This window comes from Micromonospora sp. DT44 (assembly GCF_049841635.1).
In the GTDB taxonomy this organism is placed as follows: domain Bacteria; phylum Actinomycetota; class Actinomycetes; order Mycobacteriales; family Micromonosporaceae; genus Micromonospora.
In genome coordinates this window covers 1-13671 of record NZ_JBNCKS010000065.1, presented here as the reverse complement: position 1 = coordinate 13671, position 13671 = coordinate 1, and the positions used below count along the sequence as shown (strand labels likewise).

At 69.2% G+C, this 13671-nt stretch carries 11 protein-coding genes; 5 read left to right on the top strand and 6 right to left on the bottom strand.

Annotated elements, in window-relative coordinates; all coding sequences use genetic code 11:
- Positions 1–41: 41 nt before the first annotated feature.
- The 3 genes from ACLQ25_RS28040 to ACLQ25_RS28030 are packed head-to-tail and all read right to left on the bottom strand — an operon-like array spanning position 42 to position 1586.
- Entirely contained in the window at positions 42–332 is a 291-nt protein-coding gene (locus ACLQ25_RS28040; RefSeq protein ID WP_425733768.1) for a DUF1905 domain-containing protein, read from the bottom strand.
- Complete coding sequence (locus ACLQ25_RS28035; RefSeq protein WP_425733767.1) at positions 332–1147, bottom strand: hypothetical protein; 816 nt, start codon at positions 1145–1147, stop codon at positions 332–334. The genes ACLQ25_RS28040 and ACLQ25_RS28035 overlap by 1 nt, the downstream gene beginning before the upstream one ends.
- Before the next feature lie 13 nt (positions 1148–1160).
- Positions 1161–1586, bottom strand: coding sequence for a nuclear transport factor 2 family protein (locus tag ACLQ25_RS28030; RefSeq protein WP_425733766.1), 426 nt, complete (start codon positions 1584–1586; stop codon positions 1161–1163).
- A 134-nt stretch (positions 1587–1720) separates the two neighbouring features.
- Here ACLQ25_RS28030 and ACLQ25_RS28025 point away from each other — a divergent pair, with 134 nt between their 5' ends.
- The gene (locus ACLQ25_RS28025) at positions 1721–5086 is read left to right on the top strand and encodes a ThuA domain-containing protein (RefSeq protein ID WP_425733765.1); all 3366 of its coding nucleotides are present in this window, start codon (positions 1721–1723) and stop codon (positions 5084–5086) included.
- 70 nt (positions 5087–5156) lie between these two features.
- Here the strand turns inward: ACLQ25_RS28025 and ACLQ25_RS28020 are convergent, their stop codons facing one another.
- A complete protein-coding gene (locus ACLQ25_RS28020) occupies positions 5157–5378 on the bottom strand; it encodes a hypothetical protein (RefSeq protein WP_425733764.1) in 222 nt (73 codons plus the stop codon).
- 216 nt (positions 5379–5594) lie between these two features.
- Between ACLQ25_RS28020 and ACLQ25_RS28015 the strand changes: the two genes are divergently transcribed.
- On the top strand, positions 5595–6401 hold the full coding sequence (locus tag ACLQ25_RS28015; RefSeq protein ID WP_425733763.1) for a GntR family transcriptional regulator: 807 nt from the start codon (positions 5595–5597) through the stop codon (positions 6399–6401).
- Positions 6398–7123 (top strand): PP2C family protein-serine/threonine phosphatase, encoded by a 726-nt coding sequence (locus ACLQ25_RS28010; protein ID WP_425733762.1) that lies wholly within the window; start codon positions 6398–6400, stop codon positions 7121–7123. Before ACLQ25_RS28015 ends, ACLQ25_RS28010 begins: the two co-directional genes overlap by 4 nt.
- Positions 7124–7136: 13 nt before the next feature.
- On the opposite strand, the gene ACLQ25_RS28005 is transcribed toward ACLQ25_RS28010, so the two are convergent.
- Complete coding sequence (locus tag ACLQ25_RS28005; protein WP_425733761.1) at positions 7137–7664, bottom strand: hypothetical protein; 528 nt, start codon at positions 7662–7664, stop codon at positions 7137–7139.
- A 110-nt stretch (positions 7665–7774) separates the two neighbouring features.
- On the opposite strand from ACLQ25_RS28005, the gene ACLQ25_RS28000 reads away from it, so the two are divergent.
- Together ACLQ25_RS28000 and ACLQ25_RS27995 are read left to right on the top strand one after the other, a co-directional pair.
- Positions 7775–9334 carry an acetolactate synthase large subunit gene (locus ACLQ25_RS28000; protein ID WP_425733760.1) on the top strand — a complete coding sequence of 520 codons (1560 nt, stop codon included), beginning with the start codon at positions 7775–7777 and terminating at the stop codon, positions 9332–9334.
- A 109-nt stretch (positions 9335–9443) separates the two neighbouring features.
- The gene (locus ACLQ25_RS27995) at positions 9444–10205 is read left to right on the top strand and encodes a hypothetical protein (protein ID WP_425733759.1); all 762 of its coding nucleotides are present in this window, start codon (positions 9444–9446) and stop codon (positions 10203–10205) included.
- A gap of 51 nt (positions 10206–10256) precedes the next feature.
- Here ACLQ25_RS27995 and ACLQ25_RS27990 read toward each other — a convergent pair whose 3' ends face one another.
- Complete coding sequence (locus ACLQ25_RS27990; RefSeq protein ID WP_425733758.1) at positions 10257–13259, bottom strand: S8 family serine peptidase; 3003 nt, start codon at positions 13257–13259, stop codon at positions 10257–10259.
- Positions 13260–13671 lie beyond the last annotated feature (412 nt).

Genomic DNA, 13671 nt, shown 5'->3' with positions numbered 1-13671 from the left:
CTGTGGCTCAGCGTCCGACCAGGGCGGGTGGGCGAGCGGCGCTACCGCGGCCGGACAGCAAGGTGGATGCGCACGACGTCGTCGAGGGCAATGCCCTCCCTGGTACGCACCGAGTCCCGCAGCGGGAGGACGTAGCCTCCGTCCTTCGGGAACAGCGAGGTCCGCCACCTGCTGCGCCCGAGGCGCACCTCCACCGGGATCATGCCCCAGCCGTAGGTGACCGCCGAGGCCACCTGCCGCACCATCTCGACGCACTCGGGTGAGATCGTCACGAAATGGTACGGCGACGGCCCTCGCCACTCCCACACGGTACCCTCGAACTCGTACTCCATCACGGCATCAGACGGTAGTGGGCCACGGTGGCATCGTCCGGGACCAGGGCGTCGGGGCCGCCGCTCACCTCGGCCTCGAACTCGCGAACGCGGCGGATGACGCCGGACGGACCGTCGGTGGCAAGTAGTTCCCGCACCCCCGGCCAGTCGGTCAGACCGTACGGGGTGACGATCCGGCTGGCACCGTTGCTGAGCACCGCGATGCCGTTCAACTCGTCGAGGGCAACGCTCCCGGTCACCGCCTCCCACGCCGCGCGCGGATCGTCCTTGGCGATCCAGTAACCGCCCGGCTGGTTCCGACGAGCGCGCAGTGCCAGGGCGCAGGAGGCGCGGATGTGGTCGTACTCCGGGGTTCCGGGTGTGACGCCGGCCAGGGGTACCGAGCATTCGCGCCTGGCGGTCACCTCGCGCTCGTCGGTGACCACCCGCACGCCGCCGCCGACCTGGTCGAGCACGAGGTACGACTCCGCGAGCAGAAGGTGTTCCAGCCGTCCCCGGTCGGCGCGGGCCATCAGGACGGTGGCCTGAGGGCTGCTGGGATCGGCAATGTCGCAGGTGGCGCGATGGGCGGCGGCCGTCTCAGCGATGGCGTCGGCGAGGATGGCCGCGAGGTCCCGCCCGTCGGCCCGCGAAAGACCGCCGAGCAGCGTGCCACCCAGGCGGTGGGTGTACCAGGCGACGCCGTGCGCGCAAAGCGCCTCGGCCCCCGGAATGCCGGCACCGTCCAGCAGTACGACAGCGCCGGGCACCGCCCCCACGAAGTCCTCGTTCGGCCGGCTCGCCCGACCGGGGTTCGTCGCGAGGGTGACGTGCACGGGCGACTGGCGGCTACGCGCGGACGCCGCCGCTGACGCTGGCCAGCGCGTCGAGCAGAGGCAGCGGGTTGATGTAGTCGCGGTACGACAGGATCTGGCCGTCGCGGACCCGGAACACGGCGACGACCGTCTGCTCGAACGCCGCGCCGGTCGGGACGACGGTGCCGCGCGCCTCGTACTCGACGATGACCGCCTCCGGGTCGGTCGTCTCGTGCACCACCACGTTGCGGTGCTCCGCAATCCTGATGAATCCATCGCCGACCTCGGTCAGATGCCTGCGGATATCGTCGCGGCCCCGCACCCGCGCGGGCACACCGGGCGGGCGGAACGGCCACTCGATGTACCCGTCGGGCGCCATCAACCCGACGAACCTGTCGACATCGAGGTCGCGGCCCGCCCGCAGCACCCGCTCGACGACGTCCCGTGCTGTGGTGTTCATCAATGCCCTCCTCGGACACGCGTCGATAGCTCGACCTGAAGTCGTATTCGCACCGTCGCAGAACGCACCCAGAGGAACAGCGTAAGCCCGCCAGTGTGGGCGCGGGGGCCGCGAGCGTCACAGGAAACCGTCTATTGACGCTCATAACTGGCTGTCAGTACCGTGATGCGGGCAGCGAGAAAGCGCTTTCCGACCCTCACCGTCCGACAGGGAGCGCCACCCACAACTTCGAGGTCGTCGCCACCACCGACGCGGGCGCCTTCACCGACGCCAACCTCGCCACCTTCGACGCCCTGGTCTTCAACAACACCAACTCCACCCCGGCCTCGGGCGACCTGCTCAACGCCAGCCAGCGCGCGGCGTTGCAGACGTTCATTCGCAACGGCGGCGGCTGGGCCGGCCTGCACGCCGCCTCGGCCAGCGAACGTGACTGGTCCTGGTACGAGGGCCTGGTCGGCACCATCTTCGACTACCACCCGGACTTCTCGGCCACCGGCGGCACGTACCCCGGGCGGGTGAAGGTCCTCGACCGCGCCCACCCCTCCACCCGCAACCTGCCGGAGCTATGGGAGCAGAGCGAGGAGTGGTACAACTGGCGGACCAACCCGACCGGCAACGTGCACACCCTCGCCCAGATCAAGGTGCGTGACGGGATCAGCGGCCTGGACGAGGGCGTCGACCACGCGTACTCCTGGTGTCAGCGCTACGACGGCGGCCGGTCCTGGTTCACCGCCGGTGGGCACGCCAGCTCCCAGTTCAGCAGCGCCCCGTTCCTGGAGCACCTGCGCTACGGCATCGAGTGGGCCGCGGGCGCGGTCGCCGGGGACTGCTCGGCCAGCAGGACCGGCACGTTCGAACGCGTCGGGCTGGTCACCGAGAACCTGGCCGACCCGTTCGAGCTGGCCGTCGCGCCGGACCGCAAGGTCTACTACATCCAGCGCACCGGTGCGCTCAAGGTGGTCGACTCGGACACGCTCCAGGTCACCACGCTGCTCGACCTCGCGTACACCTCGGCGATGACCGACCAGTCCGACGGAATGCTCGGGATGACCCTGGACCGCGACTTCGCCAGCAACGGCTGGGTCTACCTGCTCTGGTCGGACAAGACCCTCAAACAGCTCAACCTGTCCCGGTTCACGGTGGCGAACAACAGCGTCGCGCTCTCCTCGGAGAAGCGGCTGCTGACCGTCCCGACGTACCGGGGCGTGGGTCGGGCCAACTCACACATGGGCGGATCGCTGGCTATGGACGCGGCCGGTCGCCTGTACGCCGCGATCGGCGACAACACGGACCCCTTCGCGTCCAGCGGTTACACCCCGATCGTCGAGCAGTCCGGGCGGGCCGCCTGGGACGCCCAGGGCACCGCAGGTAACACCAACGACCTGCGCGGCAAGATCCTGCGGATCACCCCGCAGGCCGACGGTACGTACACCGTGCCCAGCGGCAACCTCTTCCCCGCCGGCACCGCGCGGACCCGACCGGAGATCTACGCGATGGGCCTGCGCAACCCGTTCCGGATCACCATCGAGCCGGGAACGAACGCGGTGCTCGTCGGTGACTACGGCCCGGACGCCCGTGCCGCGGACGCGAACCGCGGACCGGAGGGGACCGTCGGGTTCAACCGCATCACGACCGCCGGCAACTTCGGCTGGCCGTACTGCGTGGGCAACAACATCCCGTTCAACGACTACAACTTCGCCACCAGCACCTCCGGGGCGAGGTTCACCTGCGCGGCGCCGGTGAACAACTCCCCCAACAACACCGGCCTGACCACCCTGCCGGCGGCGAAGCCGGCGCTGGTCTGGTACGCGTACTCCGCCTCCACCCAGTTCCCCGAGGTGGGCACCGGCGGTGGCGGCCCGATGAGCGGGCCGGTCTACGACTTCGACCCGGCGAACACCCGTACCACCAAGTTCCCGGAGTACTTCGAGGGCAAGTGGATCACGTACGAGTTCACCCGCAGATGGTTCAAGACGCTGTCGATCCACAAGACGGCGCAGACCTTCAGCAACTCGCGTTTCGCCCCCACGGCCGTCGGTGACCTCCAGTCGATCAACGGGATCTTCGAGAACATGAGCTGGATCCAGCCCTTCGAGGCGGAGTTCGGCCCGGACGGCTCGCTCTACGTCATCGACTTCGGCGAGGGCACCGGCAGCGGTCGCGGCGGCAGCAACGCCGGCGCCGGCATCTACCGGATCGACTACGTGGCGAACGGCCGACCACCGACCGCGAAGATCACCGCCACTCCGGACACCGGGCGTACGCCGCTGACGGTCAGCTTCTCCTCGGCCGGCACGGCGGCCGGCGACGGCACCGCGCTCAGCTACGCCTGGGACTTCACCAACGACGGCACCACCGACTCCACCGCCGCCAACCCGAGCTTCACCTACTCGGCTGCCGGGAAGTTCACCGCCCGGCTGACCGTCCGCAACAGCGGCAACGGCCTGACCGCCACCGCCGTCACCGACGTGGTGGTCGGCAACACCCGGCCGACGGTCACCATCACCGTGCCCGACGGCGGCTTCTTCGACTTCGGCGACAAGATCCCGTACACGGTGACGGTCACCGACCCGGAGGACACCACCATCGACTGCGCGAAGGTGACCGTCCAGACGCAGCTCGGCCACGACACCCACGCCCACCCGCTGGACGTCTACACCGGCTGCTCCGGCCTGCTGGCCACCGAGGCGGACGCCGGTGACGGGCACGGGCCGGGGCAGAACCTCTACACGCTGATCACCGCGCAGTACACCGACGGTGGCGCGTCCGGCGGCGTACCGGCGCTGACCGGCTCGACCCGGATCCAATTGCAGCCCAAGAGCAAGGAGGCCGAGCACTTCAGCACCCAGTCCGGTCTGATCGTCAACGACCGGACCACCGCCCGGGCCGGCAGGCGGCTCGGCGACGTCGACCACAACGACTGGGCGGCGTACGGGCCGGTGGACCTGCGCAACATCGGCTCGGTCACGCTCGGGGTCACCAACGGCGGCCTCGGCGGCACCCTCGAGCTGCGAACCGGTTCACCCACCGGGACGCTGATCGGTACAGCCACCATCGGCTCCACCGGCGGGTGGGACAACCTGGTGTCACCCACGGTCACGCTCACCAACAAACCGACCGGCACCACCACGCTGTACGCGAAGTTCGTCAACGCGGCGCAGGTCGGCGGCACGCCGGACCTGATGTCGCTGGACTGGATGCGGTTCAACGGCGCCGGCGTCAAGCAGGAGCCGGGCGGAAGCCTGGCGATCGCGGCCAACCCGACCGGCGGCGCCGCACCGCTGACCACCACGTTGACCGCCACCGCGACCGCACCGTCCGGGCAGAGCATCACCGACTACGCGTGGGACTTCGGCGACAACACCACCGGTGCGCACGGCGCGACGCTGCGGTCGACGAGTCACAGCTACGCGCGCAAGGGCACCTTCACCGCCCGCGTGACGATTACGTACACCGGGGGTGAGACCCGCTCCCTCAACCTGAGCGTCACGGTCACCTGATGGGAATCGGTGGTGGGCGGGTCAACCCGTCCACCACCGCCCACGTCCCGGGCCGCCAGAGACGGCACGTCTAGCGGTCCTGCCTGACCTCCGCAATGTCGAGATCCAGCAAGGGGCCGAAGAACCTGGCGAAGTCGTCCAGGGAGTCCGATCGGACGATCTCCCGCGCGCCGTCCAGAATGGCCACCGCACCCGAGGGAAGGTCGAAGAGGTAGCCGACAACCTTCTCATCCCTGATGAGAACGAAGACCTGCGGCACTTCCGCCACGACAACCGTCGGGCTTTCCAGCATCGGTCGACTCCTCGCGTGCGACGCTTCTGGATCGCCGCAATTTCCCGTCATGGACATCCACCTCCTGAGGGCTCTCCGCGCGCCGGTCGCGCCGGCCGACCCCGACCTCGGCTTCATCGGCACCACATTGTCTTGGGACAATTCTTACCAGATAGTGTGGGGACAATCTGACCCAGAGTCAAGGCTTGTCTATGGACAACCGGGAAGGGCGTTGACGTGCCGGTGCACTCGCGCTACCTGAACATCGCGTCCATGATCAGAGATCGAATCGAAGCCGGAGAATGGGCACCGGGTGCGCGGCTTCCGACCCTCAACGATCTCGCGGGCGAGTACGACGCCAACCGCGACACCGTCGGGCGGGCCATCGCCCTGCTGGAGACCGAGGGCTACGTGTGGGCCGTCCAGGGGCGGGGCATCGCCGTTCGATACGGCACGATACGTCCACGTCGACCCCGCGGCGATCTGGTCAAGCGCAACGAGCAGGCAACCGGATACTCGTTCCCTTCGGCAAGCAGCCAGGAGGTGTGGGTCAGCCACGGCAAGGCCGTCAACGCGCCGGCCCGACTGGACGATCCCCGCGTCGCCAAGCTTCTGGGAGTGGAGCCCGGCACCGAAGTGCTTCGCCGGTTCCGGGTTACCGGGCCAGCGTCCGAGGCCCCGTTCCAAATCAACATCTCGTGGATTCACCCGCGCGTCGCCGACATCGTCGCCAACCTGGACGCGAGCCCGGCGGCGGGCGAGTGGCTGCACCACATCGAGAACGCCGGCCACTGGCCGATCAGTTGGATGGAGATTCACCGCGCCCGGATGCCCAGCAGAGACGAAGCAGCTCTTCTGGAGATCCCCACCAACCTGCCCGTACTGGAGATCGTGCGGGTCGGCACCTCCGGGGGCGACCAGAAGCCGGTCGAGGTAACCGAGTACGTCGTGGCGAGCGACCGAGTCGAGACGGTCCACGTCCTGCACCGCGACGCGAACGCGAAGGAGCCGTGGCCTGACGGCGAGCCGAGAAGCGGGTCATGACCGTGGCCCTCACGCTCGTGGCGGCCAGCCGGACGCACCAGGGCCTCGTCCGCAGGCGAAACGAGGACTCTCACCACCAAGGACGGTGGCTTTACGTGGTTGCCGACGGTCTCGGCGGCCACGTTGCCGGTGACATCGCGAGCAGCACGGTCGTCGCTGCCGTGGAGGCGTACGACCGCATGGTGGATCCTGAGGATCTTGCTGACTCCTTGGGACGGGCCATCAACGACGCGAGCGACGACTTACGGAGGAAGGTCCGCGAGAACCCGAATCTGGCGGGGATGGGCACCACGTTCGTCGCTCTGCTGCATGCCGGCAGTCATGCGGTCGTGGCGAACGTTGGGGACTCCCGGGCCTACTTGATCCGACGCCACGGCTCCCGCAACAACGCCCTGGTCCAGATCAGCGAGGATCACACCTACGAACACCTCGTCGCCGACGCCGAGGAGGTGCCCAACCTCCCCGGGAGGCTAGCCCGCTTCCTCGACGGACGGGCCGACGGCCGGTCGGCCGACCTGAGGCCTCTCCAGCTTCAGCCCGGCGACCGAGTCCTGTTGTGCTCTGATGGACTGAGTTCGTACGTGCCGCAAGAGCAGATTCGAGCTGCGCTCGACTCCGACAGCAACTCGGGAAACATTGCCGACCAACTCGTGGCCTTGGCGATCGACCAGGGTGGACACGACAATGTCACCGTGATCGTCATCGAAGTTGTCCGGCCCTGACGAACCCGGCGCGCTAACTCGACAGGCCCTCCGGTACGGGTACGTCGAGATGCGCCAGGAGGGCGGCGACCTCGCCGTCGAGCTGCACGCCCACCTCGTGGATCGCCTCCACGCCGAACGAGCCGAACGTACGACTGGGCTGCTCGATCACGAACCGCGTCCCGCCGTCGGGCACATCGCCGATCATCGTGCGCAACGGCGCGTACAGCATGGCGGTCGGGTCGTGCCGGTACATCTTCTCGGCGATGGTGTGGTTGCCCATCAGGTACTCGGCAGCGTTGCCGGCATCACCCGCGAGGCTCATCATCGGCCGCAGATCGCCGCTGCTCCAGTAGATGAGGAAGTCGTGGGGCGCACGCTCGCGCATCAGGGCGAGCACGTCGTCCCAGGGGGCGTCGCGGGCCACCAGGGCGTCGAACGCCGCGGCGTCGTAGCGCGGGACGGCCTGCTCGTACTGCCGCCGGAACTCCTCGTACGGTCGATCGACGCTGATGTCCAGGCGTCGGGCCTGGTAGGTGCGTTCGGTGTACCCCTGCTTCATCCCGCATCCCCGATCTCCGTCGAGCTATTTCACAAGCGTCACCACTTTAGTCCGAAATGCGCCCTTAGGATCTGATCATTGCTGGTTCAGCCGTCGGTGAGGTGATGGGTGTGAACGGTGCCGAAGCACTGCTGCGGACGCTGGTTGACGGCGGCGTCGAGGTGCTCTTCACGAACCCGGGCACCACCGAGCTGCACCTGGTCGGGGCGCTGGAGTCGGTTCCCGAACTGCGCGGAGTGCTCGCCCTCTTCGAGGGCGTCGTCACCGGCGCGGCCGACGGCTACGCCCGTATCGCGGGCAGGCCGGCGGCGACCCTGCTTCATCTCGGGCCAGGGCTCGCGTACGGGCTCACGAATCTGCACAACAGCCGACGCGCCAACTCGCCGGTGGTGAACATCGTCGGGGACCACGCGACGTTCCACACCGCCTTCGATCCCCCGTTGAACTCGGACATCGCCGCCCTGGGCGGATGGCTGCGTGGCCCGGTCCGCCGACCCGAGGACGCGGCCGGGGCCGGCCCCGACGGCGCGGCCACGCTCGCCGCCGTCCTGGAGCCCCCCGGTCAGGTCGCCACCGTCATCATGCCGGCGGACGTGTCGTGGTCGGACGGAGGCACGGCCGCACCGCCGATGCCGCCCCGCGCGACGCCGACCGTCAGCCCGGAGGTGCTCGCGCGGATCGCGGAGGTCCTTCGTGCCGGGGAGTCCACCGCCCTGATCATCGGCGGGACCGCGCTGCGGGAGTCGGGTCTGATGGCCGCCGGCCGTATCGCGGCGTCGACGGGCGCGCGGGTGTTTCAGGAGTTGTACTCCAACCGGGTCGAGCGTGGGGCCGGCCTACCCATGTTTCCCCGGCTCGGCTTCTATCCGGATCAGGTGCTCGATCAACTGCACGGGATTCGGCACGTCATCGTCGCGGGAACCAAGGCACCCGTCTCCTTCTTCGCCTACTCCGATCAACCGAGCCTGCTCGTACCCGAGGGAGCGCAGACGCACGTCCTGGCCGAGGTTGGCCAGGACGCCGTCGCCGCGCTCGACCGACTCGCCGACCTGGTGGCACCGGACACGTCCGCCCCGGTGACCGAACCGCGTCGACCGGCGCTGCCGAAGGGGAACCTCACCCTGCAGAACTGGACGGACGTCGTCGCGGCGTTGCTGCCCGAACGCGCCATCGTCATCGACGAGAGTGTCAGCTCCGGCACCGCCCTGGCTGCCGCCACCGCTGGCGCGCCGCGCCACGACGTGCTGATGCAGACCGGCGGAGCGATGGGTGACGGCCTGCCCCTCGCCGTCGGCGCCGCCGTCGCGGCACCCGACCGGCCGGTACTGGCGCTGGTGGCCGACGGCTGCGTCATGTACACCGTCACCGCGTTGTGGACCCAGGTCCGCGAACAGTTGAACATCACCAACGTGGTCCTCAACAACCGCGCGTACGCGATCCTGCGCCAGGAGTGGAAGTACTTCAGTGATCGTCCGGGTCACACCAACCCGGACGAGAACCCGCTGTTCGACCTGGCCAGCCCTCAGATCGACTTCGTGGGTCTGGCGAACGCCTTCGGCATGCCGGCCAGTCGGGTCACCACCGCCGAGCAACTCGCGGACCAGCTTTCCCGAGCGCTGGCCCACGACGGACCGCACCTCATCGAGGCCGTCATCCCGGCGGCCGCGTAGACGCATCCGGTTCGCGCGACACGACCGCCCGACCTCGGTCGCCACGCGGCATTGATCGTTTCCGGTCGCCACCGGCGGGGAACTTCTCAGGTCGAGGTGAGGGGGAACCATGAGCCGATACGCACTGCCGCCGACCGTGAGAGCGCCTCGGATGCTCGGGCTGATCCTGCCGCTGGTGGGCACCGTCGCGCTGAGCACCGCCTGCACGGCTGCCGAGGAGGGATCCGACGCGACGCCGTCGGGCGCGTCGACGACGTCGGCCCCGGCGAGTCCGACCGACCAGCCGTCCGGGAGCGCCAGCGCCCCGACGACCATCCCGACGTCTGCCTTCGTGGAGCTACCATCCGAGCTGCGCAGGTCTCCCCGCCGTCCGACGGACGTCACCGAGGCCCTGCCCAAGCTGTGCGCCAACGAGTTCGGCACCGGCGGTCGACAGGTCACCGCGAGCGCGGCCATGACGGTGACGTACAAGAAGGCCGGCGAGCCCGACACCAACGTGCCGCAAGGCATGATCCACCAGACCATCTTCACCTTCGACGGGGACGGCGCCACCGACTACCTGCGCCGCCTCGGCGACGCGGTCCGGGCGTGCCCCTCCTTCGACCAGGACGGCAACAAGGTCACGGTCCAGAGCAAGGCGGTGACCGGTGTCGGTGACGAGGCGTTGCTCGTGACCCATACGCGGGCCGCCACCAGTTTGGGCGGCGAGCCCACCAGCGGCGAGACCTCCAGCCAGATCGCCGTGGCTCGGGTCGACAACGTGGTGACGGTGTTCAACGACCAGGGCTGGGAGGGCAGCAGCGGCAATCCCGCCATCCTCGACCGGACCATGCGCGACGGTGTGCGCGCCATCGACGCCTGGCAGCGCTAGAAAAGGCAGTGGGGCGGCGCACGACGGCGCCGCCCCCCGATGTCGGTACGGCTACTCCTCCCAGGAACTTTGCTGGGTGTTCACGAGGTTGCCGGGGACGACCGTGCCGTTGGTGCGGTACTCGGTGTACGCCCAGAAGTCGCCCTCGGGCAGCGGCCGGTTGGGCTTCAACGTGAAGTTGAGGCTCATACCGCGCTCGGTCGTCGACGGCAACGTCAGCGTCGCCGGCGCGTAGGTGGCGTTGCGGCCGATGATGGCGTGGCTCAACTGGAAGTCCACGACCGGGCCGCCGGGCACCTGCGCGAACACGTAGGCCGTGTAGCGACCCGGCTCGGGCAGGAACTTGTACGCCTGCTCCGTGCTGGTCCAGTACCTGTCGCTGCTGTAGACGAGCTTGTCGCCCTTGTACAGGTACAGGTCGAGGTTCGTGTTCGGATCCTCGGTGTTGGCCTCGACGATGATGCCGGCGGTGTTCGCCGGCACCGTGAAGTCGACCTTCTTCACGCCGGACGCGCTCGGGTCGAACACGCCGCCGTACACGCCGGCCGGCATCGAGTACGAGTCCCGGAGCATCGGCGTGTAGCCGGTGCTGCGCCCGGTGAGCGGGCCGGTGAAGCCCGGCTGGGCGTAGCCGAACGAGCCGCTGGTCATCCGGCCGAACTCCTCGCCGTCGTCAGCGTACGGCCGGGGGGTGATGCCCCACGGGCGGGCGGCGACGGGGATGCGGGCACTGTGGACCTTGCCGCGCCAGGTGATCGACCCGGTGACGTACCGGTCCCAGGGGGCGCTGCCCCGGCGCAGCGTGATGGACACCGTCGCGGACTTGCCGGGCGCGAGCGTCACCGACGCGGGCGACACCGCAACCGTCATGCCGGGCAGGCCGGACACCGATGACCGGTAGGTCTCCCGCGTCGTACCCACGTTGGTCAGGGTGCGCTTGATGGTCACCGGGTGGGTGCCGTCGTAATCGCGCAGCGAGATGGCCGGCAGGTTGAGTTCCTTGCCGTCGGGCTGGGCCGTCTCGCTGAACTCGACCAGGTCGGCCGCGGTCGGCTCGATGGCCAGGCCCGGATCCTTGGCTCCGGTCAGGTTGATGAAGCCGCTGCCCTGGTCCAGCGGGTTGCTGGTGCCCCGGGTGTCGGTGGCGGTGGTCCGCAGGGCCGAGGCGACGGTCCCCGGAGACCAGGTCGGGTGGGTGGCGCGCAGGATCGCGGCCGCGCCGGCCACGTAGGGCGAGGCCATCGAGGTTCCGGAGTACGCGTCGTAGTTCCGCCCGAAGTTGCCCGACGGTGAGACCGCGGCGATGATGTCCGTCCCCGGTGCTACCAGATCCGGCTTGAAGACGCCGAGGGTCACCTTGTCCGGGCCGGTGGAGGAGAAGTCCGCCACGCTCGGGATCCCCGGGACGCTGGAGCCGTCGCCACCGGTGCGCAGCGACACCTTGGCGTCCGTGGGGTGGCGCATCAGGTAGTTGAACAGCGTGCCGGCCTGCTTCTCGGTGTTCAGGTAGACCACCGGGAAGTTGTAGATGGAGTTGACGCGGTAGTTGCCGGACGGGTCGAACACCACCATCGCCGCTCCGCCCTTCTCCTTCACCTCGAGCGCGGAGTTGAAGGGGGTCGACAGCGCGCAGGCGACCACCTTGCCCTTGATCTTGGCCGCGTCCAGGCTGCCGGGTTCGCAGTACGCCGAGCCCTGCTCCAGCGAGCCGGCCTGGTCGCCGAAGACCATCGGCCGCGAGGCGTCGCCGGGCAGCGCGTCCAGGGAGCCGCCGACCAACTTCGTGCCGTCACCCAGCTTGACCGTCGCCTCGTTGGCGTTGGTCACCGCCGCGCCCACCGTGGTGACCCAGGGCGCCGCGTTGCTGATGGCACCGCTCACGATGCCGGTGTTGCCCGCCGACGCCGCCACGAAGACGCCGGACAGCGTGGCGTTGAGGAAGGCGACACCGATGGGCGTGTTGGCCTCCCAGTCGCCGAGGTCGCTGCCGATGGAGAAGTTCAGGACCTGCACACCGTCGGAGACTGCCGCGTCGATGCCGGCGATGATGTCGGCGTCGTAGCCCATCCCACCCCAGAGCACCTTGTAGACGGCGATCTGGGCGTCCGGCGCGACACCGGAGACGGCGCCGTAGGAGCGGCCGTCGATGGTGACGTCCCGCACCGGCAGACCGGCGGCCGTGGACGCGGTGTGGGTGCCGTGCCCGGCCGCGTCGCGGGGCGACAGGAACTCACCCTCGGGTACGGAGCCACCGCCGGCGAGCCAGGTGTCGGCGAAGTACCGGGCACCGACGATCTTGCCGTTGCAGTGCTCGGCCACGAAGGCCACGCCGGTCTGGCAGGTGCCGTGCCACGTCTTGGGCGCCGGCATCTTCTTGGCGAACGACGCGCTCTCCGGCCAGATGCCGGTGTCCAGGACGCCGACGACCATGCCCGCTCCGGTGGCCGGGCCGGGCTTGACCGGCTTGGCCGGCTTCGCGGCCGCGGCCGTCGTGGACGCGGCGGCCGTGGAGGCGATCGGCGTACCGGCGGTCGGGGCGGTCGTGAGCGGCGTCGCCGATCGGGTGCCCAGCGCCCGCGCGGCGGTGACGGCGCGGACGCGCTTGTCGGCCCGCAGCGCGTTCGCCTGCTTGGCGCTCAGCGTCGCCGAGAACCCGTTGAACGCGGCCGTGTAGGCGGCCTTGACCTGGACGCCGGCCGCGGCGGCGACAGCGGATCGCTGCGCGTCGAGGTGCCGGCGGTACGCCTGCGACGGCGCCGACGTCACGTCCAGTCGGGCGCCCGGCGTGGGGCGGGTCCGCGCGAGCCCGGACGTCCCGCCGACGTAGGTGGTCAGCGGCGCCTCGGCCAGCTCGACGACGTAGACGCCCGAGCCGTTGGCGTCCACGGCGGTCTTCGGGCTGGTCCCTTCGGCGTCGGCGCGACGATCGGCGCCGTCGGTCAGGGTGGTGCGCCGGTCCGATCCCTTGGTGAAGTAGCCTGCGCCGCCGCTGGGCGACCGGTCACCCGGCGCTGCCGACGCTGATCCCGCGACACCGGTTGTGCCGGCGAGCATCGCTGCGACCAGCGTCGGTATCGCCAGTCTTCGCAGATTTTTTCCGCTCGTGCGTGTAGACACGAGACTCCCTTCCATCGCCCCTGTGTGGAGCTCCTCGTCAACCGCGACCCGCATGGGAGCGCTCCCCCACCTAAGCCCTCGACGGTTAATCGAGGATTCGATCGGTGTTACGGATCATGACGCACATAAGATCATGATGTTTCAATCGTGCCTAGATCATGTTTTCGCGTCACGGCTGAGGGGGATCACCCCTCGGCGCTCGGGCCTGCTGCTTCGGCCCGCCAGCGGCTGTGGAACAGGCCCTAGCTTGATCTTTAACCTGTGCGGCGTGGCCTAGATGATCGATTCCAAGGGGTCAGTGGTCGTAGGCGGTCAGGGATCGCATGACCGGTTGGCCGGTGTGCCAGTT

What these genes read in the sequence shown, in the direction of transcription:
- ACLQ25_RS28040 (WP_425733768.1), bottom strand. Translation starts at nt 332, where the DNA reads ATGGAGTACGAGTTCGAGGGTACCGTGTGGGAGTGGCGAGGGCCGTCG.
- ACLQ25_RS28030 (WP_425733766.1), bottom strand. Translation starts at nt 1,586, where the DNA reads ATGAACACCACAGCACGGGACGTCGTCGAGCGGGTGCTGCGGGCGGGC.
- ACLQ25_RS28020 (WP_425733764.1), bottom strand. Translation starts at nt 5,378, where the DNA reads ATGCTGGAAAGCCCGACGGTTGTCGTGGCGGAAGTGCCGCAGGTCTTC.
- ACLQ25_RS28010 (WP_425733762.1), top strand. Translation starts at nt 6,398, where the DNA reads ATGACCGTGGCCCTCACGCTCGTGGCGGCCAGCCGGACGCACCAGGGC.
- ACLQ25_RS28005 (WP_425733761.1), bottom strand. Translation starts at nt 7,664, where the DNA reads ATGAAGCAGGGGTACACCGAACGCACCTACCAGGCCCGACGCCTGGAC.
- ACLQ25_RS27995 (WP_425733759.1), top strand. Translation starts at nt 9,444, where the DNA reads ATGAGCCGATACGCACTGCCGCCGACCGTGAGAGCGCCTCGGATGCTC.
- ACLQ25_RS27990 (WP_425733758.1), bottom strand. Translation starts at nt 13,259, where the DNA reads ATGCTCGCCGGCACAACCGGTGTCGCGGGATCAGCGTCGGCAGCGCCG.